This window comes from Lysinibacillus sp. NPDC097279 (genome assembly GCF_044761745.1).
GTDB lineage: Bacteria > Bacillota > Bacilli > Bacillales_A > Planococcaceae > Lysinibacillus.
The window spans coordinates 1,071,868-1,090,561 of the sequence record NZ_JBIWDA010000001.1 but is presented as its reverse complement, the minus strand read 5'-3'; the positions used below and the strand labels follow the sequence as shown (position 1 = coordinate 1,090,561).

Here is an 18,694-nt window from a genome sequence, read left to right as displayed (position 1 = left end):
CGTTATTTCAATCATGGAAGGCGCTTACATTTCAAGCTATTTATAGCCATTCAGCCGTATTTCTTCAACTATTTGCATCATTTTCACTAATTGTTCTTGTGTTAAAGTTGTTGAAATGTTTAAGCTATCGTGTTGAGTCTGCTGTTCTTTTTCCAACGATGCTGGTTCTTGTATATTTTTCCTCAACCGACGAACTTTTGCTTTGTTTGTCGTTTGAAGCATTACTTTTTCTATCAACACAGCCACCCCTAAACATTTAATTAGAAAATATTCCTATTAATACCATTAACACTATAATAGACGTGCCATTACTTAACCATCCGACTTCTTTCCTATTTCTTTCAATAGATTGATCGATTTTATACGACTATTCAAAAAAGCAGCAACCATTTTGGTTGCTGCTTTCTTCTATTAAACCGCAATTGGTGCTTTAATTGCTGGATGTGGATTGTAGCCCTCGATGGAAAGATCCTCAAGTTCTATTTCGAATATTGACGTTTTATTTGAGTTTATTTTCAAGGTTGGTAGTTCCCGTGGCTCACGTGAGAGCTGTTCTTTCACTTGCTCTATGTGATTTGCGTAAATATGCGCATCGCCGATACTATGAATAAATTCGCCAACTTCGAGCCCACATTCATGGGCAATTAAATGTGTTAATAATGCGTAGGAAGCAATATTGAATGGACAACCAAGCAATGTATCAAGACTTCTTTGCATTAATTGACAGCTTAACTTCCCGTTTGCTACATAAAATTGGAACATGACATGACAAGGTGGCAAAGCAGCTTTACTCCCCTTTGCACCTGCATTAATGACATCTTCAGGATTCCAAGCATTGACAATAATACGTCGAGAATCTGGATTATGTTTAATTTGGTGAATGACATCTTGTAATTGATCAATACTTTCCCCATTTGATGTTGTCCAATTACGCCATTGCTTGCCATAAACATTGCCAAGATCTCCGTTTTTTTTCGCAAAATCATCATCCTGAACAATGCGGTCACAAAACGATGTCAACTCTGCTTGATATAACGCATTGAACGCTTCATCCATTAGACAGCGTCTGCCGAAATCAGTCATATCAGGACCGCAATATTCATCGGATTCTACCCATTTTTTAAATGCCCATTCGTCCCAAATATGATTATTGTTTTGTAATAAATAGCGAATATTTGTATCGCCTTTAATAAACCAAAGAAGCTCGCTTGCTACAAGTTTAAATGGAACACGCTTTGTCGTTAAAAGTGGAAATCCTTTACTTAAATCAAAGCGCATTTGATAGCCAAAGACACTATATGTGCCTGTTCCAGTACGGTCGTCCCTTTTAACTCCATTTTCTAATATATGTTGTAGTAAGTTTAAATACGCAGTTTCTGGATGCGTCAATTTGTCACCAGCTCCTTCAAATATGCTGTTGAACATTATACCATCTAACGGTAGTAAATGAACGCTCAAATAAAAAGAAACGGCATTTTAACTCAAACATTAAAATCTGCTATTTTTTTCTACTTCTCTTCAACAAACTAATTACATGTCTGAACCCAATGTTTTATCGTGTAATTCTTTAGAAATTTCATTTTCTGTAGCAACGAAAAACATCGGTAAAAGGATAATTGATACAAGGATAGGACCAACAATAAATAACAAATCAATACCAGGGCTAAAAAAGAGTCCAAATGCAGTCAATAATCCAGACATCACTAAGAAAGTAATTTGAGCAATAACAATTAATAACGGTATGAGTTGATATAAGTAGTTTAGTTTTCTAAATTGATGCATATTTTCTGGATGCTGAAGAATTCGTTTTTTCAAACGTTTAGATAAAATCAAGCAGGCAAAAATTTGCACGATAATAAAGCTAAAATACATAATACTGCGTAAAATCATTTGTTGTTTTTCAATTGCCCCATCGAAATGGGCAACGCGTTGCTGTAACAATTCATTCACTTTGCCATTATAGATGTATTCACGTTCACTCAAATATGTTAGTGGTTGGACAAATCCAAATGTTGACCATTCTTTAGCATTGATTTGCCAATTTGTTAATTTACTTGCCATAATACGCAATTGAATAGACTCATCTTCACTAAACATGCCAATTAACGTGCGATAGGGTATTGACAATTTCAATTGGCCATCTTGTTTTTCTTGAAACAAATCTCCGATAAAAAATGTATAGGCAACATCCTTTTGATTAGTTTCAAAATGTGCACCTTCCACTTTCCAATGATTTGCTAAAGAGGCTTCGATATCATTTTTCATCTCATTATATGGCGTATTGTTATGTAGCTGTTTAGGAATTTTATAAACAAAATGATTGTCTCTTCCAATAATACAAATATCCACTTCCACTGACGTTTCAACAATAGCTTTAGCCATTGTTGTTATCGGATACAATGAGATGGCGACTAAGAATAATAGGATTAGTGTTAGCACACATCTTTTCATGTAGGCTCCCCTTTCCTTCACACAAGCTAGATTCACATTATCACAGCTTTTACCGAAAATACTATTTCGTTATTCCGAAAAAATGTTAGTGGTTTTCCGAAACGTCTTCTTTCGGTATTCCAAAAAACCCAAAAATTAGGGATAATATAGTTGATACTTATTGATGAAACGAGGCATTTTCATAATGATTATGAAAAATAAAGAGGATATACTATGCACAAATTAACTTCTAGTATTTTTATAACCTACTTACTTATTGGCATTTATGTACTTGTTGTTGCCATTCGTGCCCCTTTTATTAACATTTCTGTCGATACGTCCAATGAGCTACCCGTCATAATTCATCCTTATTATACAAGTTGGGCACAACAACAAAATATTGAACAAGGAGACATTATCCTGAGCATCGATCAACAATCTGCGAAAGGTTTTAAATCTTTCCAACAAGATACATATATTCCTAGCGCAAATGAACTGTCGATTTTAAAATTAGACGGCACAGTACATACAATTAAAGTATTACATCGAGAGCTTCCTGAAGAGTTTTATACGCATATAGTTTTTCCGATGTTTTATTTCATGCTTTGTTTTGGTGTTGCGTTCTACTTATGGCAGCATAATAAAGACAATTTCATCACCAAGTTACTTATGCTATTTCTTTTAACATGTTCTTTAGCTTATACGAGCACAGGTGCTTCAAGTCGAGGGAATGGAATTGGTATGATCGTAAATGGTATTTGTATCGTTTTATGTTTAGTATTAATCATTCATTTTTTACAACAATATTTTCGCTATTTACATATTAAATGGTCATACTTTGATACAAAGTGGCTCTATTTTATTCCGTTAGTCATCATACCTTCTTGTTACGTCATTGAATTATTTGTGCCACAGTTTAGGAATATCACACCTAATATTACGCTCAGTTTATTTGCGTTACTAATTCTATACGCTATTTTTATATTACTCACTAGTTATTTACGAACACGGTTAGCGAAAATACGATTAATTGCCATCTCGTGCATTATTCCATTTTTGCCTTTTTTACTATTATTTGTCGTACCTGAGATTTTAGGTAATAACACAATCATACAGCCCGAAATAAGTGTTTTATTTATTTTGTTTATTCCTTTTTCTTTTATATTCATTCAGTTAAATGAACGATTGTTTGATATTGAGTACCAATTATCACGATTTCGCTACTATTCATCCCTTGCCTTTTTTAGTTCACTAATCATAACGACATTCTTAGCAATATTGCTATTTTCACAGCTTACAATTGCAATGTTAATTGTTGTATTTTTCGTGCTTTTCGTAGGCTTTATTACAAGCTTCTATATAAAAGAGCAACTTGATTTTAAACATCGAAAAATTATATTTTCGTCTTCTGGTGATTATGTACATAATTTATATGCTGCAGTTAATCGTATTGGTAATGCAAAAAATCAACAGGAATTACTTAATAAGCTTAAAAGTGAAATTACCGAGAAACTTGGTACGACAGCATTTACACTTGAAACAATAACCGAAGACGTTCAATTTCCACAAGGTGGCATCCAAATTGAGAACCAAATGACACAACTGCTTATCCATGATACAGTGGATGAAAAGATTCTTATTCGGATAAGACACACTCTACAAAAAGAAGAGCTCCTTTGGTTGGAGTTACTTGCTTTATATGTCTCTATGTTTATCGACAATTTAAAGCATATCGAAGATTTAGTACGCGATATTCAACACATGAAAGACACAAATAACACCCAACTTCCTTGGCTCGATAAATTATTATGGAATATTATTGAAAAAGAAAAAAGTATCCTTGCCCAGGAGTTACATGACACTATTTTACAGGAGCAGCTCCATTTAGCGAGGGAATTAGATGTTATCGCAAGCTCCCCTATTATCGAAGAAAAAAAAGTTTTAAACATTCGAGAGCAGCTTATTAATGCCACGAAAGATTTACGTGAGTATTGTGAAAATCTAAGCCCACCATTACTCGATACGTTTGGTTTAGAAATGGCTTTAAAAAAACTTGTCCAAAAAGTAAAAATTCGTGCTAACTTTCTATTGAATACTCAAATTGACCGAGTTCAGTTTCAAGATGCAACTTTACATTTAGTCGTTTATCGGCTAGTTCAAGAACTGCTTAATAATGCGATTAAACACGCTGATGCATCAAAAGTTTCACTTAAACTATTTGCGATAAATAATGGTTTTGTTCTCCAATACGACGATAATGGAATCGGCTGTAATATTGAAGATTTAATGCAATCATCCGCTTCTATGGGCATTAATGGCATTCGAGAACGTGTTCGAGCGTTTAACGGAGAAATGACCATTACCTCCAAACCAAATGATGGCATGCATGTCTTTATTCAAATTCAAGAGGAATGTGAGGAACCATAAAAAATGATTGAAATATTGATTGTAGATGATCATCCTGTCGTTTTAGACGGAACAAAAACATTATTACAAGACTTGGAAAACGTTCATATTGAAACAGAGCAAGAAAGTGCTAATGTCGCTTGCCGAATGGAGGCTCAATCATTTCAGCTCTTTTTAATTGATATTAATATGAAACCAATAAACGGAATTCAACTTGCTGAAATGATTAAGAAAAAACAGCCCGAAGCACTCATTATCCTTTATACAGGCTACGAATTATCCGATTATTACGAGCTACTCATTGAAAAAAAAGTGGACGGTCTATTATCAAAGCTTGCTACGAAAGAACAAGTCATTCAAACAATTCAAGCTACTTTACGCGGCGAGATTTTATTATCCGCTGATTTTTTGGACTTTGTCAAACAACACTCGAATCGTTCTAATGCAAAACAGGAAGTGTTACTAAGTCATAAAGAACAAGAAATTTTACAGCTCGTAGCACAAGGTTGTACAAATAAAGCCATCGCCTCTGCAATTGGCGTTACCCAGCGTACTGTAGAAAATTATTTATCAAAACTCTTTGTAAGATTACAAGTGGAATCACGTGCAGAGGCGGTAATCGTTGCGAAGGAAAAAGCATGGATTGACTGAGTCATTTATGATACCTTAAATTTCGCATAAAATTACATAGTATTTAATAATGTGATAAAGGTTTAAAATCCATTCATTTTATCGTTTTTTATTAACAAAATAGGTTCTTTATACCTCTTTTCTTTCAGTAAATGGGTTTATCCTTATACTTAGAAACAATATTATGTAATTTTTTCTTACTAAAAAACGGCATTTGCTGGATAAATGTATGAATCTGTTATATAATGAAAGTAATAATTAAATTACTTCATCGTAAACAATGAAACCACGTATTCAATAGTAACGTGTTTTTGGGATCTTCTGATTATGTGTTTATTTATACAGAATGAAGGAATATGATTGTTGAATTTATTTTTGGAGGTTTTTTAAATGACTCAAGGTACAGTAAAATGGTTTAACGCAGAAAAAGGTTTTGGCTTCATCGAAGTAGAAGGTGGAAACGATGTATTCGTACACTTCTCTGCAATCCAATCTGAAGGTTTCAAAACACTTGAAGAAGGACAAAAAGTAGAATTCGGCGTTGAAGAAGGTAACCGTGGCCCTCAAGCTACAAACGTTGTAAAACTTTAATTCTTTTTCAAGAATTAACAGTTCAAACTACAAGAGACATCCTTAATGGATGTCTCTTTTCATTTGTAAATATTTCTCTAAGCGTATGAATGGAGACCCGCAATGACTAAGTTAACGAAAACTTGATTAAAAACAATAATGCCAAAACCGATGATAGATAACCATGCAGTTTTTTCCCCTTCCCAGCCTTTGGAAAGACGTAAATGTAAAAAAGCTGCATAAAATAAAAATGTAATTAGTGCCCATACTTCTTTAGGGTCCCAACCCCAATATCTTCCCCAAGCAATTTGTGCCCATATCATTGCAAATAATAATCCACCTAAAGCAAATAATGGGAAACCTATCACAACAGCTCTATATGAAATTTCGTCCATTAATGCTGGCTGTACACGTTTTGTCAGTGGCTTTAATAAAACAATAACTCGCTTTCTAAAGATGATTCGTATGAGTCCATATAAAATAGTCCCCACGATAAATGCCCAGATAATAGAATTTAACTTTTTTGCATCTATATTCTGGGGTACTTTCACTAACCCAATAGAGTCTCCACTATCCTTTAATGCTCCTTCATTGACAATAAGAGGTGTCATCGTATAAATAACCTTTTCTTCCTTGCCCTGTGCATTTTCAAATTGAAGATGTACGTCATTCTTTATTATATTAAATGCAGTCGATACGCCACTAAAGCCGATGACAACAAGCAAACAGTACATGACAAATTCTAACGAAATCGTACTAAGGGATCGCTTTTGAACATCCAATGTTTTTAGTAAATAAATTATTCCCGTGGCAAATGAGATAGATAAAATAGCACTTGAAAAGGCAACTGTCATTACATGAATTGTTAACCAATTACTTTGTAATGAAGGGACTAGCGGTGTCACCTCATTTGTAAAAACGCTTCCATAGCCGAGAATGATAAGTACTACAGGTATAGCAAACAACCCTACGACAATTTGCTTATACAAAAAATGTATGATAAGAAAACTAGCCGTTAGCATAATGCCAAAAAACGTCATAAACTCATACATATTACTTACAGGCGCATGCTTTACTGCAATCCACCTTAAAATAAAATAGCATAATTGCAAAACAAAGGCGGAATATGTAAGGATAAGACCAAGCCTTTTAAACGTCCGCCCAGACGATTTTACTGCTAGTCCAAATGGGAAAATGGCGATTAACAATAAAATAAAGGCTCCAAATAGCGAATTCCCACTCATACTTAAAATTTTTTCTGTTTCCAACATAACGACCTCCAACATCCTTTTTTGGTAGAAGCTGTGAATGCCTCTTTATAAAAGAACGTAAACCGTTATATTAAGTGTCCACTTTCTACTGTAAAATCCTTCTTTTAATGGTGTATGTTACAAAAATGTGGCGAGACAAGAAAAAGCAAACGAATAGAAGCAGGATTATAGCACTTTTTACGCCTTCTTGGACATCCAATGAAATCGACATTTGGTACCCATCACTTAAAAAAAACACATTCATCAGTCCATGTAATATAGCGACTGGCATAATAGATTGTCCATATTCTCGGAACAATGAAAGTATTAACGATATCCCATATAGCAGTAACAAATAAATAATTACCCCTAATAATGCAATTGGTAAATGCCATAAAGACCATATGGCACCTGTTATGCAAGCGGTTTGCCACAAACCGTAATACTGACGCAAATAAAAATGAAAATTTCCACGCCAGACAATTTCCTCTAATAATGCTGAAAATGTACTAATAGTAAGACCAATGATTAGTAATGGAAAAAGATCAGCTATGTTCGTTACAAGGAATGTCCCTCGATTTGTATATAGGAAATAATAATGAATGCTGCCCCCCATGAGAATGGGCATGACAATGCTTGCTAATAACCAATTCCATTTTGGCTTTTTAAAAGCAAAGGAATAAACAATAGGTAGGCTTGCACCTATTTTTTGCATAAGAAAAACGGAGAGGAGTGGAATTATCATTGTAAGTCCAATCAAGCTTCGCCCATTAGAAAATGTCAGTAAAAATAGATGAACTATAGTAGTAAGAATGTATATACATAATGTAGTTTTTATCACTAAATAATTTGACAAAACTTCAAATCCTTATCCTGTAATTCATCATTTCAAAAAAAAAACCAACTTTTCACTAACGTAAAAAGTTGGTTTTGATAAAGCAGACATGCCTCTATCTACATATTACCAAAAATTATATTATAAGTCTATTTCTTTCTTTGGCTATGTGGGAAAATAAACATGCGCAAATAAAACATAACGTTATGTAAAATAAATCGGAGGTTTTACATGCAACAGAATATTTATGATAACCCCAATTTTTTTAAGCAATACCAACAATTACGAACATCCCCATTCAATTATAATCAATTACTTGAACAGCCAGCATTTAAAGCATTACTGCCTAATCTACATGACTTACAGTTACTTGATATCGGCTGTGGTATGGGAGAATTTGCAAAGTTCTGTATTGAAAATAATGCGCGCCATGTAACTGCGATAGATGTATCGAAAAATATGCTTGCTGTTGCTAAAGCTGTACATGCACATCCAAACATATCTTATTGTTTACAATCATTTGAAGAATTTAATGCACCAGAAAATAGCTTTGATTGTATTACAAGCTCACTCGCACTACATTATATAGAGGATTTCGATGCAGTTATTACTAAAATATCGTCAATGCTTCGTGAAGAAGGTATTATCATTTTTTCCATTGAACACCCGATTGTCACAGCACGCAAACAAATGGATAATTGGATTTTCGATGAGGATGGTGATGTAAGTCATTATGCAATGGATGATTATCAAGCGGAAGGTATGCGAAAGCAAACATGGTTAGTGGACGGTGTTATTAAGTATCATCGAACGTTATCTACGATACTTAATACATTAATTGCACATGGGCTCACTATCGAAAAAATTGAAGAACCTATCCCGTCGCTTGAAGCAATTCAAGCACTACCAAAACTCAAAAAAGAATTACGCAAACCCTCTTTTTTATTAATTAGAGCAAAGAAAAAAACACTAACTGTGTGACAGGCACTCAAACAATTCCGAATTTTATAAATCCGTAACAGAATAGTATAAGTTGTAAGTCGCAACAATCCACGCATAGCGCGGGTTGCGTCTTACACTGTGCCCGTGGAAAACGAAATAAATAAGTGACAGGCACTCAAACAATTTTTTTCTATTTCAATCCACTTGTGATTTATAGTAAATAATTTCAGGATCACCATCATCTAAGTTTTCAATATAGCCACTCCTCTTAAATCCAGCTAACTCAAAAACTTTTTGCATGTGCAAATTTGATTGATTTGTAGAGGAGAAAATTTTAAGTGTGGGAGCCATGTGGACAAAATGAGCTAGTAAAGATGTAGCCACCCCTTTTCTTCGTTCTGAAGGCTTTACAATAATTAATGAAATAAAACTACATTCAAAAAAATTTGTCGTATAAATTAAAAATCCTGCGATCCCTCTGTGTGTTCCTTGAACAAGGCATCGTTTTTCTTTAATAGCAGTTATTATCATTTCTTTTCTTGAAAAATCCCCTACTATTTCCTTATCCATTGTACATAGCGCATCCACTTGCTCTATATTCGCCTGCATTATTTGCATCTTTTCTTTCACCCTTCATTCATCTGACAGATTGTAAATCATAACGCATTACTTTTAACTCATCGTCGTTAATCCCTACTGCATTTACACCTTCATCTATAAAACCACACTTTTTATACAATGCCTGTGCAGCAGTATTCGGAAAGTTCACACCTAAAACTAGTTCGTTTATGGTAGGAAAATATTGTTGTACAAATGAAGGCAATAATTGTAATGCTTCAGTTGCATACCCCTTACCCTGTTCATAAATGTCTGTTGAAAATGCACGGATTAATAAAGCTCGTTCATTTCGAGTATAAGGTTTTACTCCTTCTTTCTCGTGAAGAACAAAAAAAGTAACAAGCTTCCCTTCTTTCAACGCTAAAACCGCATGTCGACTTTTATCGGTTTTAACTAGTTCAATACTTGCCTGAGGGGACATCGTATAACAAAGCTGCTCTTCAGATAATGTATATTGCTCAATCAGTGGACTATCTGATGCTTCATAAAATTTTAGGCGCATTTTATCCCTTCTTTCATTTTCTTTCAAACAATTCTAACATATTTTAACAATTAATGGCAAAATAGAAAAACTTCAATTTACTAAAATATCACACACGCTTACGTTATTTTTGCATTAAATTACTTTAAATTCCAATATATGATATTATTATACTATTCAAATTAAAGGAGAAACGAATATGATTGCGCTTAAAGCAGTAGATACGTATGGAACTAACTAATTTCAAAGGGATGTAAAACTTATTCTACAGCCCTTAAACAAGGGAGAATTAATATGGAACAATATTTTAAAAACTTTCTTAATGGACAATCAATTATATTAAAGCAAATGGCATCTTCTGATTTAGAAGAATTTATAAAAGTGGAGAGTGAAAAACAGACACTATTGCTTGCTAATGATGACATTCCTTTCCCACATACTGTAGAAGACCATACCTCATTCTTTCAAAGTATTAGTGGAAAAAAAGAGGAATTTTTCTTTGGTATATTTGAAAAGACGACACAACAGCTTATTGGTTCTTGTGGTGTATATTCTATAAATTGGACTAATAGCACCTGTCAAGTAGGAATTTCTATAAGTGAAAAATGGCAGGGTAAAGGATTGGGAACTGATGCAATGCAGACGCTCATCACGTTTATCTTCGACTACATTGCGATAAACAAAATTAAATTACAAGTGTTTAGCTTTAATGCAGGCGCGATACGTTCCTATGAAAAATGTGGATTTACAAAAGAAGGTACTCTTCGTAATGAAATTTTTCGCTTCGGTAAATTTCACGATATTATTTTATTCGGCCTGTTACGTGAAGAGTGGCCCTTCCGTAGTTAAAAAACAAACGCACACATTCAATTATAGAATGTGTGCGTTACGCGTTTATAATGAAACGTTGTGAATTTTGCCTAAACGCTCTGAGCATCAAAGAGTCTATATATGTCAAGTAATTATAGAAAAAAGAATTATTCCTAATAATTAAACAGCAAATAATAGAATTTGATAAATTGCGACAAGAAATGTAAATATGACTTAGTTCTCTTAAACTTTTCTAGTTAGAAGGAGAATTCCATATAGTAAAAAAGACATAAATAAAAAAAGTTTAATTCTAAACCTTTTTCATCGAAAAAATGCCGTCTATTCGCTATTTACATAGTTATGTATCTAACAAAAGAAGATAAAATTTTCACTACAATTCACAGTATTTTTATAGTTACATAGACTAATTTGTGACTAAATTACGAATTTCAATTTCGATACACAATGTGACAATTTTTTTGTTTTAACTGATATACAATGAAAAAGCTGAATCAAAGTCATTGGAATTTTAAATCAAGAATATGCAGAAAAAAATTAGGAGGAGAATAAGTTGGTACATTTATTGCTTAAACAATTCTTGAAGTTTGAAATTGAGATTAAAAGAAGAATTATGTATAAAAAGGCAAAAGATTTAGGATTTACTCACCCCGCCGTAGTAGATTATAGCCAAGAGCTTGATGTTTTACTAAATAAATATTTAAAACAAGCATCCTAACATAAAGGAGGAGTATTTATAAATAAATTTTATAATGTAATCCCATTTTCGATAAAACCAGTCAGATTGAATGTTAACTTGGCTGGTTTTTCATTCAGTCTAATTACTTGTTAAAATGCCCTGTCGACTTCCCTCGTTTTTCAATGTTACTGTAATGAAACGTATACATAACAAAAAATTGGGAATTCTACCTATAACGCTAATTATAGGAGGCCAAATGATGCAAGTGCTTTTTTTAACCTTGGTCGTTATTTCGAATTTATTTTCACAAACACACACACCTGAAGAATCAACAACTACTATTTGTGAACCTATCACAACATCTGACACTACGCTTCAATACCCTAGTAATCACTTTCAATCTTTTCTTGTTGAAGATGAATTTTATAAGCAATTAGATAAATCCATCTATGAAGAGTATAAAGATGCAACATTCAACCTTCGTCAAAAAATTCTTTTTAAAGATGTGCCTGACACGCTTCAAATTTTTAATATGCAAACAAACGTGACTAGTGAAAAATTAGATTTATCAAATCACATTCGGATTCATCCAAACAGACAAGTATATTTATTAGCTTCATATCGCCAAAACGAACAAGAGGAATTGCATAAATATATAGTGATCGATGCTGGAACGAATAATATTCTATTAGGTAGTAGTAAGTATTCGCCATTCATTACTAAAAGTCGATGAGTCATAATGTTTCTTAATAAGTACATCTACTATATAGTATGCTCGAATAACCGTTACTAGAAGCATCTTTCTTACATTAATCAATATTTTGCTGATTTTACATTTGAATGAGAAAAAGCCTGATTGAAATATCCAACCAGGCTTTTCTCTACGATCAGCTAATAGGTAAGGCTTTTTGCAAAATTTCTTGTCTAACTTCTTCAACAAACTGCTGTAATAGTTTTTCATTTAATGCTTGATTACCATATTTGCGTACAGTAACACTTTGATTGTCGCGTTCTTTATCGCCCAATACTAGAATATAGGGTGTTTTCTTCATCTGGGCTTCTCTAATTTTTTTCCCGAGCTTCTCCTGACGATTATCTATACGAACTCGTACTTGTTCTTTTTCAAGTGCTTGTACAACTTGCTGAACATACTCTTGATGGATATTTGCAACACCAATTACGATAACTTGTTGTGGTGCTAACCAAGTTGGAAAAGCTCCACCAAAATGTTCTATCAAGATGCCTAAAAAGCGGTCAATTGAACCAAAAACAGCACGATGGATAACGACAGGTCTTACTTTTTCATTCAGTTCATTTAAATATGTTAAATCGAATTTCTCAGGCAGTTGGAAATCAAGTTGAATCGTTGCACATTGATGACTTCGTTTAATGGCGTCTTTTATATGAATGTCAATTTTAGGTCCGTAAAAAGCACCATCTCCTTCGTTTATTCTATAAGGATACCCTGCATTAGTGAGGACATTTTCCAATGCCCTTTCCGCTTCATCCCAAAGTTGAATATCACCCATAAAATCAGCAGGACGTGTCGATAATTCAATTTCATACTCGAAGCCAAATACTTGATACGTGTGATCAATGATCTTCAGCGCTAAATTAATTTCATCCTCAATCTGCTCTGGTGTGACAAAAATATGGGCATCATCTTGGCAAAATGTTCGTACGCGTAATAGACCATTTAATGCACCGCTAAATTCATGTCGATGCACTTGCCCAAATTCCGCCATCCGAATTGGCAAATCGCGGTATGAATGTCTTGCATTTTTAAAAATCAACATATGTCCAGGACAATTCATCGGTTTTAATGCGAAGCTTTGAGCATCTACTTGTGTAAAATACATATTGTCTTTATAGTGGTCCCAATGTCCCGATTGTTCCCATAGACGCTGGTTCATCATAAACGGTGTACGCACCTCTTGATAGTCATATTTCGTTTGTAGATTTCGTAAAAAGGATTCTAATTCATTGCGAAGAATCTGACCGTTTGCTAAATAAAATGGCATGCCTGGCGCTTCTTCGGAGAACATAAATAGGTCCAGCTCTTTTCCTAGTTTACGATGATTGCGTTTATCTGCTTCTTCTAAAAATATAAAGTATTCTTGTAATTCTTCTTTTGTAGCAAATGCAACACCATATATCCGCTGCAACATTTTATTTTGGCTATCCCCTCGCCAATAGGCCCCTGAAACTTGCATTAATTGAAAGTGTCGCAATTTACCTGTAGAGGATACGTGTGGTCCTCGACATAAATCATAAAAATCACCTTGCTCATAAACTGTTATGATTTCTTCTTCAGGAATATCAGCGAGTAATGCCAACTTCAATTTATCATGTTGAAACAATCGTTTTGCCTCTTCACGAGATACTTCTTTTCGGTGAATTTCAATATTTTCTTGAACAATTCGATTCATCATTTTTTCTATCTTTTGTAAGTCTGTTGGTACAAGGGATTGTGCTAAATCAATATCATAATAAAACCCATTTTCGATGACAGGTCCTACCCCAAACTGCGCATCTGGATATATTCGTTTAATAGCCTGTGCTAATAAATGAGCAGTTGAATGACGAATAACCTCAATTCCCTCATTTGAGCTAGCATCAAATAGATTGATTTGGGCATCTGCCAATATAGGGCGCGTCAAATCAGTGATGGTTCCGTTCACACTTCCTACAATTGCTTTTTTGCGCAGTGCGGGACTAATCGCCTGTGCAATGTCGGTTAGTGTAACACCTTTTGTAAATACTTGTTGTTTTCCATCTGGAAACTGAATGTTTAATACTTGATTTGACATGTTCTTTTCTCCTTTACTAGAAAATAAAAAAAACACATATCCGTCCCAAAACAGGGACGAGTATGTGTAATTTACCCGTGGTTCCACCCAAATTCCCACTAGATGCACTAGCGGCTCATTGATTTGCTGTAACGTCGCAATTACGGTGCATGTTTCCAAGCACTGCTCGAAGGTAGTAAAAAATGATGCGGCATTAGGAAGTTTTCAGCTAGGCTTCCCTCTCTGTGAATCGTTCATCAGTTCTCGTATCCCTGTCATAGCTATTTTCATTGTTTCATGAAATTGGTATTTACTATATCGGACATCTAAATACTTGTCAATATTTGAAAATTAATTTTCACATTAGTAATTATGACCTTTTTATTAATAACACTGTGTGTAAAACGCATACATTTTTTCTAAAAAAATTTTTTTCTGGAATCGCGCATTTATTGTGAAGTTCAATCCTTATGAGTTAATAATGGTTGACCACTACTTCATTATGCCAGCTTATAGACTCTGACAATTGATAGGACACTAAGTTAGCCGTTACGACTAGCATCACACCTGCTCTAGACAGCATTGTATGCGTCGGTTTTTCTAACACGAGCACAATGTAACCCTCTCCACTCCCATCGCTATCAATTGCATTCGTAGCATCTATATCAAAAGTAGTGTATTTGTCTTCCATCAATGTAGGGATTCGATCTTCCCTATAGCTGCCGTGTTCTTTCAAATTATAGCTGACGGGCATCCATCCTTCAGACCAATCAATACTACCGATAATTTCTTTACGACGACTGGCAAGTTTTCCAATTGAAAACGTAAAGTAAATCTTCATAATGGCCTGATCCAATTCATTCTTTCCTTCACATATTGCTTCAACCTGGAGCCTTATATCACCTTTAGACTGCTTCTTAACAAGAACGAAAATGGTACCTAAAATACTAAGTACAAGTACGACACCAACGATTACTAATCCCATTAGCCCCCTCCTATCATCGCAATAACTATTACCAATAGATTACCATGATTTAGGAAAAAAGGGATTTTTTCATCAAACAATCTTATGAAATGACATTGGCCTAAACGATATGACAAATAATTTAATATTACGTAAATGATAAGCGCTTCGTTTATCATTTATTTTGATTTAGTATCATTTTTTTCCGCGCTATTTGCTTGGAGCTCTGCTGTTAATGTAAATGGTATTTTTAAATAGTTGTATTGAATCGTTACTTTTTGAATCGATGTAGCATTTACTTGTATCGCATAATGTTGTGATTGCTTACCAATTGCCTGTCTGTCTATGTATTGACTTGGGAAAATCCTTACTTGCGTTAACTTATGAAATGTCATATTTACATTGTTTTCAATTTCTGTCCCGACTTCAAATGGTTCTGATTTGCTGACGACTAGCTTAGCACTTTCAGGATACTTTTCATCGACGAGAATCGTTTGTAACTGTAGCTCTCTTATACCTTTATTTTCAATTTCAATTAAACGAATATCTGGATTACCATTAACACTTGTATAACCATTCACTACAAGCGGAGGATTACTTTTTAAATAAATTACAAAAGTTGCACCCACTACTAGTACGCTAAAAATGAACACAAAGAATATTTTTTTCATTTGATTCCTCACTTTCAATCTCCCACATTAGTATAACGAGAAATGGCAAGCAGCGGAACATAATTCTTTCAATTGGCAATGATGATTCATCTTGCAATTTAGTATTCTAAGAAAACAATAGGTCTGTTGGGATAGATACGTTTTTGACTTTCTAATTTTATGTAACGACCCTATGTGCAGATTTTGTTAATATTTGTTACTATCAATCTAGAATAGAAAAAGTCCATTACGTTGGCGTCTTAATGGAAAATAGAGGAGGTTATATTTGTTTAAAACAATGGGGATTGTACTATTTAGTATTGGCATAATGATGATTTTAATCGGATTACCGTTTTTATTAGGTTATTCAACGAATGAATTCTTAAAGTATCCATTATATTTAGGCTTGCTTGTTACCGTCCTCTTCACTCCTAAAATAAAAATTCCAAGAAGAAAAAAATCATAAAAAACCATCTGTCTCATATCGAGGCAGATGGTTTTTGCAACCGAATTTCATCACGTATAGGAATTCCATCGTTGCCGATTAGGGGAATCTCTGGTTTTAATACTCTGGCACGTTCAACCGCATTTTGTAAAATTTCCACGAGATAATAGCCACGCTTTTGATAAAATTTTAATGCATGTAAATTATCATTCGTAGTAATAAGTGAAACAACTATACAATGATGTTGGCGGGCTTGCTCCTCTACTGCTTGAACAAGTAATGTACCAATTCCCTTTCCCTCTTCTATACTATCGAGAGAAATAATTTCACATTCCTTGTCTCGAATAATGTAAGTTACAAGACCTACAATTTTTTGACTTTCATCAAGAAATGCAAATCCTTCTAACTTACTACAATCATAGATCCCACTAGATATGACCATTTCGGTAGTTCCCCAATGTGCTTGAAAAAACTTGATGACTTCCTTTTTCTGAACTTGAGAAATATTTATGACTGACATTTTGCTTCACCTACTTTAAATAGATATATGAAATACTCCAGCAATGGCTTTCTGAATACCTAAACAAACTATCCATGATGCGACTCCTAACGCGATGGCAAATACTATATGAATCGATGATTTCATCGCCATATACATCACAAAAAGCATGACCATTGTAGCTGGAAGTCCAACAATAACTCCTACCGTGAAACGCTGAATATGCTCATTTGGTTCACTTTGAACGGTTAGCCAAATAATACTTAAAATACTGACTAGGGGCAATGCAGCAATTACACCACCATATGTAGGAAACCTTCTCGCAACTTCAGTCACAATAGCAATAATTGCAGCGGAGCTAATAATTTTTACAAGTGTATACATCATTTCGACACCTCACTTAATAGCCGAAATGCTTCCAAAATAGTTTTTTGTTCTTCTTCCGATAATAGGTTCAGTGCTTGCTTAAGCTTATTATCGTCTAATTCTGTGTTTTTCTTTAAAACAAGCTGCCCTTTATCGGTTAGAAAGAGCTTTACTTTGCGTTGATCATCGGTTGCTCGAATCTTTTCAACCCAGCCATGCCGTTCAAGCTTTTTTATATGCTCCGAAGCTGTATTTTGTGAAATATTCAGTAATGCTGCTATATCGCGAACTGTCACTTCATCTTCCTTTTGAATCATCTGTAAAATACGCACGCTCTGATGGGAAATTACATCTTCATGTGTTGTATGGAGATGATAAAAAATATTTGTAAAATAATGATTAATTTCTTGTATCATAATTTCTAAACCCCTTTAATATATCGTCTTTAGCGATTATATCGTAAATGACGATATAAATAAAGCGAACACTATTAATATATACGATATTTATTATGCAACAAGATGTTCGGAAAACTATCCTTCTATCCCTTTCATTCAATTTGTACCATCCTGATACAATAATCTATTTCCTCACTGCTCTCTGCTTAAAATCGCTAGTTATTGCAAATTGATTCATTTATTAGATAACTTTTTTCTACTTACATTGATAGGCTATTGTAAGCCTGTACTATGTGCAGTATCATTACACTACTAAATCTTAAAGAGTTTATGAAATTGAGGGTTATACGTGTTATATTTGGTGTATTTTTTTGTTGGTGGAATCATTATGGTTTTAGCCTTACTCTTAAGTCAGTCTAAATATTTATTTTTATCGGGCATTATTACCGCATTGCCTATACTAACGCTCATTAATATGGGTATGCAGATGAAAAATATGAAAGCTGATACCTTTCATAGTGTGTTACAAAATACAGTTTTCGGTGCAGTTGGTATGTTGCTCTTCACTGTACTCGCCTTCCTCTTAACAAACTGGTATAAGCCTAGCATTGCTGTTATTGGTGCATTACTTATCTATGCCATTTTCATGCTTTCAGGGAAATTTATTATGTCTATGGTATCGTAAATTCAATAGTGAACGGTTTTAAGGCTGCTGAGCACAGCCTTTTTTATTTTAGAAAAAACCCCACCTCTTTCTTTATTTCACTGCCTTAAAATGTTAAAATAATAATAGTTCTCTTTATAAGGAGGAATCGAAATGGTCGCATTCTTTTGTAATGCCTGCTCTAGACCCGACTTTATACAGGTCGAAGAGGTCTAGATTAACTTAAAAATGGATGATCTCTTTAGGCCAC

Annotated in this window: 22 protein-coding genes; 9 read left to right on the top strand and 13 right to left on the bottom strand. The window is 34.1% G+C overall.

The features are described from left to right. Positions 1–36: 36 nt before the first annotated feature. The 3 genes from ACIQ1H_RS05555 to ACIQ1H_RS05545 all read right to left on the bottom strand — a co-directional run bounded on the left by ACIQ1H_RS05555 (position 37) and on the right by ACIQ1H_RS05545 (position 2,451). Positions 37–237: a hypothetical protein gene (locus tag ACIQ1H_RS05555; protein ID WP_172771654.1), complete on the bottom strand. Its 201-nt coding sequence runs from the start codon at positions 235–237 to the stop codon at positions 37–39. Between the two features lie 174 nt (positions 238–411). Then, positions 412–1,389 (bottom strand): thymidylate synthase, encoded by a 978-nt coding sequence (locus tag ACIQ1H_RS05550; protein ID WP_402887137.1) that lies wholly within the window; start codon positions 1,387–1,389, stop codon positions 412–414. A gap of 141 nt (positions 1,390–1,530) precedes the next feature. Further along, positions 1,531–2,451: a hypothetical protein gene (locus tag ACIQ1H_RS05545; protein ID WP_402887135.1), complete on the bottom strand. Its 921-nt coding sequence runs from the start codon at positions 2,449–2,451 to the stop codon at positions 1,531–1,533. Positions 2,452–2,664: 213 nt separating this feature from the next. Here ACIQ1H_RS05545 and ACIQ1H_RS05540 point away from each other — a divergent pair, with 213 nt between their 5' ends. The 3 genes from ACIQ1H_RS05540 to ACIQ1H_RS05530 all read left to right on the top strand — a co-directional run bounded on the left by ACIQ1H_RS05540 (position 2,665) and on the right by ACIQ1H_RS05530 (position 6,057). Then, positions 2,665–4,857, top strand: a complete 2,193-nt coding sequence (locus ACIQ1H_RS05540) for a sensor histidine kinase (RefSeq protein WP_402887134.1) — start codon at positions 2,665–2,667, stop codon at positions 4,855–4,857. Positions 4,858–4,860: 3 nt separating this feature from the next. Next, a complete protein-coding gene (locus ACIQ1H_RS05535; RefSeq protein ID WP_402887132.1) occupies positions 4,861–5,487 on the top strand; it encodes a response regulator in 627 nt (208 codons plus the stop codon). A gap of 369 nt (positions 5,488–5,856) precedes the next feature. Further along, complete coding sequence (locus tag ACIQ1H_RS05530; RefSeq protein ID WP_010859201.1) at positions 5,857–6,057, top strand: cold-shock protein; 201 nt, start codon at positions 5,857–5,859, stop codon at positions 6,055–6,057. Between the two features lie 77 nt (positions 6,058–6,134). On the opposite strand, the gene ccsB is transcribed toward ACIQ1H_RS05530, so the two are convergent. Both ccsB and ACIQ1H_RS05520 read right to left on the bottom strand, forming a co-directional pair. Continuing rightward, the gene (ccsB, locus tag ACIQ1H_RS05525; protein ID WP_402888555.1) at positions 6,135–7,289 is read right to left on the bottom strand and encodes a c-type cytochrome biogenesis protein CcsB; all 1,155 of its coding nucleotides are present in this window, start codon (positions 7,287–7,289) and stop codon (positions 6,135–6,137) included. A gap of 103 nt (positions 7,290–7,392) precedes the next feature. After that, entirely contained in the window at positions 7,393–8,142 is a 750-nt protein-coding gene (locus ACIQ1H_RS05520) for a CPBP family intramembrane glutamic endopeptidase (RefSeq protein WP_402887130.1), read from the bottom strand. Positions 8,143–8,352: 210 nt separating this feature from the next. Between ACIQ1H_RS05520 and ACIQ1H_RS05515 the strand changes: the two genes are divergently transcribed. After that, positions 8,353–9,102 (top strand): class I SAM-dependent methyltransferase, encoded by a 750-nt coding sequence (locus ACIQ1H_RS05515; protein ID WP_402887129.1) that lies wholly within the window; start codon positions 8,353–8,355, stop codon positions 9,100–9,102. A gap of 156 nt (positions 9,103–9,258) precedes the next feature. Here ACIQ1H_RS05515 and ACIQ1H_RS05510 read toward each other — a convergent pair whose 3' ends face one another. Both ACIQ1H_RS05510 and ACIQ1H_RS05505 read right to left on the bottom strand, forming a co-directional pair. Beyond that, on the bottom strand, positions 9,259–9,693 hold the full coding sequence (locus tag ACIQ1H_RS05510; RefSeq protein WP_402887127.1) for a GNAT family N-acetyltransferase: 435 nt from the start codon (positions 9,691–9,693) through the stop codon (positions 9,259–9,261). 7 nt (positions 9,694–9,700) lie between these two features. After that, positions 9,701–10,183, bottom strand: coding sequence for a GNAT family N-acetyltransferase (locus ACIQ1H_RS05505; protein ID WP_402887126.1), 483 nt, complete (start codon positions 10,181–10,183; stop codon positions 9,701–9,703). Positions 10,184–10,456: 273 nt separating this feature from the next. On the opposite strand from ACIQ1H_RS05505, the gene ACIQ1H_RS05500 reads away from it, so the two are divergent. The 3 genes from ACIQ1H_RS05500 (at position 10,457) to ACIQ1H_RS05490 (ending at position 12,402) form a co-directional block, all read left to right on the top strand. Further along, positions 10,457–11,011 (top strand): GNAT family N-acetyltransferase, encoded by a 555-nt coding sequence (locus ACIQ1H_RS05500; protein WP_402887124.1) that lies wholly within the window; start codon positions 10,457–10,459, stop codon positions 11,009–11,011. A gap of 532 nt (positions 11,012–11,543) precedes the next feature. Then, positions 11,544–11,708: an aspartyl-phosphate phosphatase Spo0E family protein gene (locus ACIQ1H_RS05495; RefSeq protein WP_172771661.1), complete on the top strand. Its 165-nt coding sequence runs from the start codon at positions 11,544–11,546 to the stop codon at positions 11,706–11,708. A 217-nt stretch (positions 11,709–11,925) separates the two neighbouring features. Then, positions 11,926–12,402 carry a hypothetical protein gene (locus ACIQ1H_RS05490; RefSeq protein WP_402887122.1) on the top strand — a complete coding sequence of 159 codons (477 nt, stop codon included), beginning with the start codon at positions 11,926–11,928 and terminating at the stop codon, positions 12,400–12,402. A gap of 154 nt (positions 12,403–12,556) precedes the next feature. On the opposite strand, the gene thrS is transcribed toward ACIQ1H_RS05490, so the two are convergent. The 3 genes from thrS to ACIQ1H_RS05475 all read right to left on the bottom strand — a co-directional run bounded on the left by thrS (position 12,557) and on the right by ACIQ1H_RS05475 (position 16,093). Further along, positions 12,557–14,479, bottom strand: coding sequence for a threonine--tRNA ligase (thrS, locus tag ACIQ1H_RS05485; RefSeq protein ID WP_402887120.1), 1,923 nt, complete (start codon positions 14,477–14,479; stop codon positions 12,557–12,559). A 454-nt stretch (positions 14,480–14,933) separates the two neighbouring features. Further along, positions 14,934–15,443 carry a hypothetical protein gene (locus ACIQ1H_RS05480; RefSeq protein WP_402887118.1) on the bottom strand — a complete coding sequence of 170 codons (510 nt, stop codon included), beginning with the start codon at positions 15,441–15,443 and terminating at the stop codon, positions 14,934–14,936. Between the two features lie 158 nt (positions 15,444–15,601). Beyond that, the gene (locus ACIQ1H_RS05475; RefSeq protein WP_402887116.1) at positions 15,602–16,093 is read right to left on the bottom strand and encodes a hypothetical protein; all 492 of its coding nucleotides are present in this window, start codon (positions 16,091–16,093) and stop codon (positions 15,602–15,604) included. A gap of 265 nt (positions 16,094–16,358) precedes the next feature. Here ACIQ1H_RS05475 and ACIQ1H_RS05470 point away from each other — a divergent pair, with 265 nt between their 5' ends. Beyond that, entirely contained in the window at positions 16,359–16,538 is a 180-nt protein-coding gene (locus ACIQ1H_RS05470; protein ID WP_172771664.1) for a hypothetical protein, read from the top strand. Positions 16,539–16,551: 13 nt separating this feature from the next. On the opposite strand, the gene ACIQ1H_RS05465 is transcribed toward ACIQ1H_RS05470, so the two are convergent. Genes ACIQ1H_RS05465 through ACIQ1H_RS05455 form a run of 3 tightly spaced genes read right to left on the bottom strand, consistent with a single transcriptional unit; the run spans position 16,552 to position 17,798 of the window. Continuing rightward, positions 16,552–17,037: a GNAT family N-acetyltransferase gene (locus tag ACIQ1H_RS05465; RefSeq protein ID WP_402887113.1), complete on the bottom strand. Its 486-nt coding sequence runs from the start codon at positions 17,035–17,037 to the stop codon at positions 16,552–16,554. Between the two features lie 15 nt (positions 17,038–17,052). Then, complete coding sequence (locus ACIQ1H_RS05460) at positions 17,053–17,400, bottom strand: DUF3147 family protein (protein WP_402888553.1); 348 nt, start codon at positions 17,398–17,400, stop codon at positions 17,053–17,055. Continuing rightward, a complete protein-coding gene (locus tag ACIQ1H_RS05455) occupies positions 17,400–17,798 on the bottom strand; it encodes a MarR family winged helix-turn-helix transcriptional regulator (protein WP_402887111.1) in 399 nt (132 codons plus the stop codon). Before ACIQ1H_RS05455 ends, ACIQ1H_RS05460 begins: the two co-directional genes overlap by 1 nt. Before the next feature lie 370 nt (positions 17,799–18,168). Here ACIQ1H_RS05455 and ACIQ1H_RS05450 point away from each other — a divergent pair, with 370 nt between their 5' ends. Continuing rightward, positions 18,169–18,465: a hypothetical protein gene (locus tag ACIQ1H_RS05450; protein ID WP_172771667.1), complete on the top strand. Its 297-nt coding sequence runs from the start codon at positions 18,169–18,171 to the stop codon at positions 18,463–18,465. The last annotated feature ends 229 nt before the right edge of the window (positions 18,466–18,694 follow it).

Coding starts and splice junctions, on each gene's coding strand:
- thrS (WP_402887120.1), bottom strand. CDS start 14,479: ATGTCAAATCAAGTATTAAACATTCAGTTTCCAGATGGAAAACAACAA.
- ACIQ1H_RS05455 (WP_402887111.1), bottom strand. CDS start 17,798: ATGATACAAGAAATTAATCATTATTTTACAAATATTTTTTATCATCTC.
- ACIQ1H_RS05505 (WP_402887126.1), bottom strand. CDS start 10,183: ATGCGCCTAAAATTTTATGAAGCATCAGATAGTCCACTGATTGAGCAA.
- ACIQ1H_RS05480 (WP_402887118.1), bottom strand. CDS start 15,443: ATGGGATTAGTAATCGTTGGTGTCGTACTTGTACTTAGTATTTTAGGT.
- ACIQ1H_RS05515 (WP_402887129.1), top strand. CDS start 8,353: ATGCAACAGAATATTTATGATAACCCCAATTTTTTTAAGCAATACCAA.
- ACIQ1H_RS05450 (WP_172771667.1), top strand. CDS start 18,169: ATGGTTTTAGCCTTACTCTTAAGTCAGTCTAAATATTTATTTTTATCG.
- ACIQ1H_RS05545 (WP_402887135.1), bottom strand. CDS start 2,451: ATGAAAAGATGTGTGCTAACACTAATCCTATTATTCTTAGTCGCCATC.
- ACIQ1H_RS05500 (WP_402887124.1), top strand. CDS start 10,457: ATGGAACAATATTTTAAAAACTTTCTTAATGGACAATCAATTATATTA.
- ACIQ1H_RS05540 (WP_402887134.1), top strand. CDS start 2,665: ATGCACAAATTAACTTCTAGTATTTTTATAACCTACTTACTTATTGGC.
- ACIQ1H_RS05490 (WP_402887122.1), top strand. CDS start 11,926: ATGATGCAAGTGCTTTTTTTAACCTTGGTCGTTATTTCGAATTTATTT.
- ACIQ1H_RS05460 (WP_402888553.1), bottom strand. CDS start 17,400: ATGTATACACTTGTAAAAATTATTAGCTCCGCTGCAATTATTGCTATT.
- ACIQ1H_RS05475 (WP_402887116.1), bottom strand. CDS start 16,093: ATGAAAAAAATATTCTTTGTGTTCATTTTTAGCGTACTAGTAGTGGGT.
- ACIQ1H_RS05535 (WP_402887132.1), top strand. CDS start 4,861: ATGATTGAAATATTGATTGTAGATGATCATCCTGTCGTTTTAGACGGA.
- ACIQ1H_RS05530 (WP_010859201.1), top strand. CDS start 5,857: ATGACTCAAGGTACAGTAAAATGGTTTAACGCAGAAAAAGGTTTTGGC.
- ACIQ1H_RS05465 (WP_402887113.1), bottom strand. CDS start 17,037: ATGTCAGTCATAAATATTTCTCAAGTTCAGAAAAAGGAAGTCATCAAG.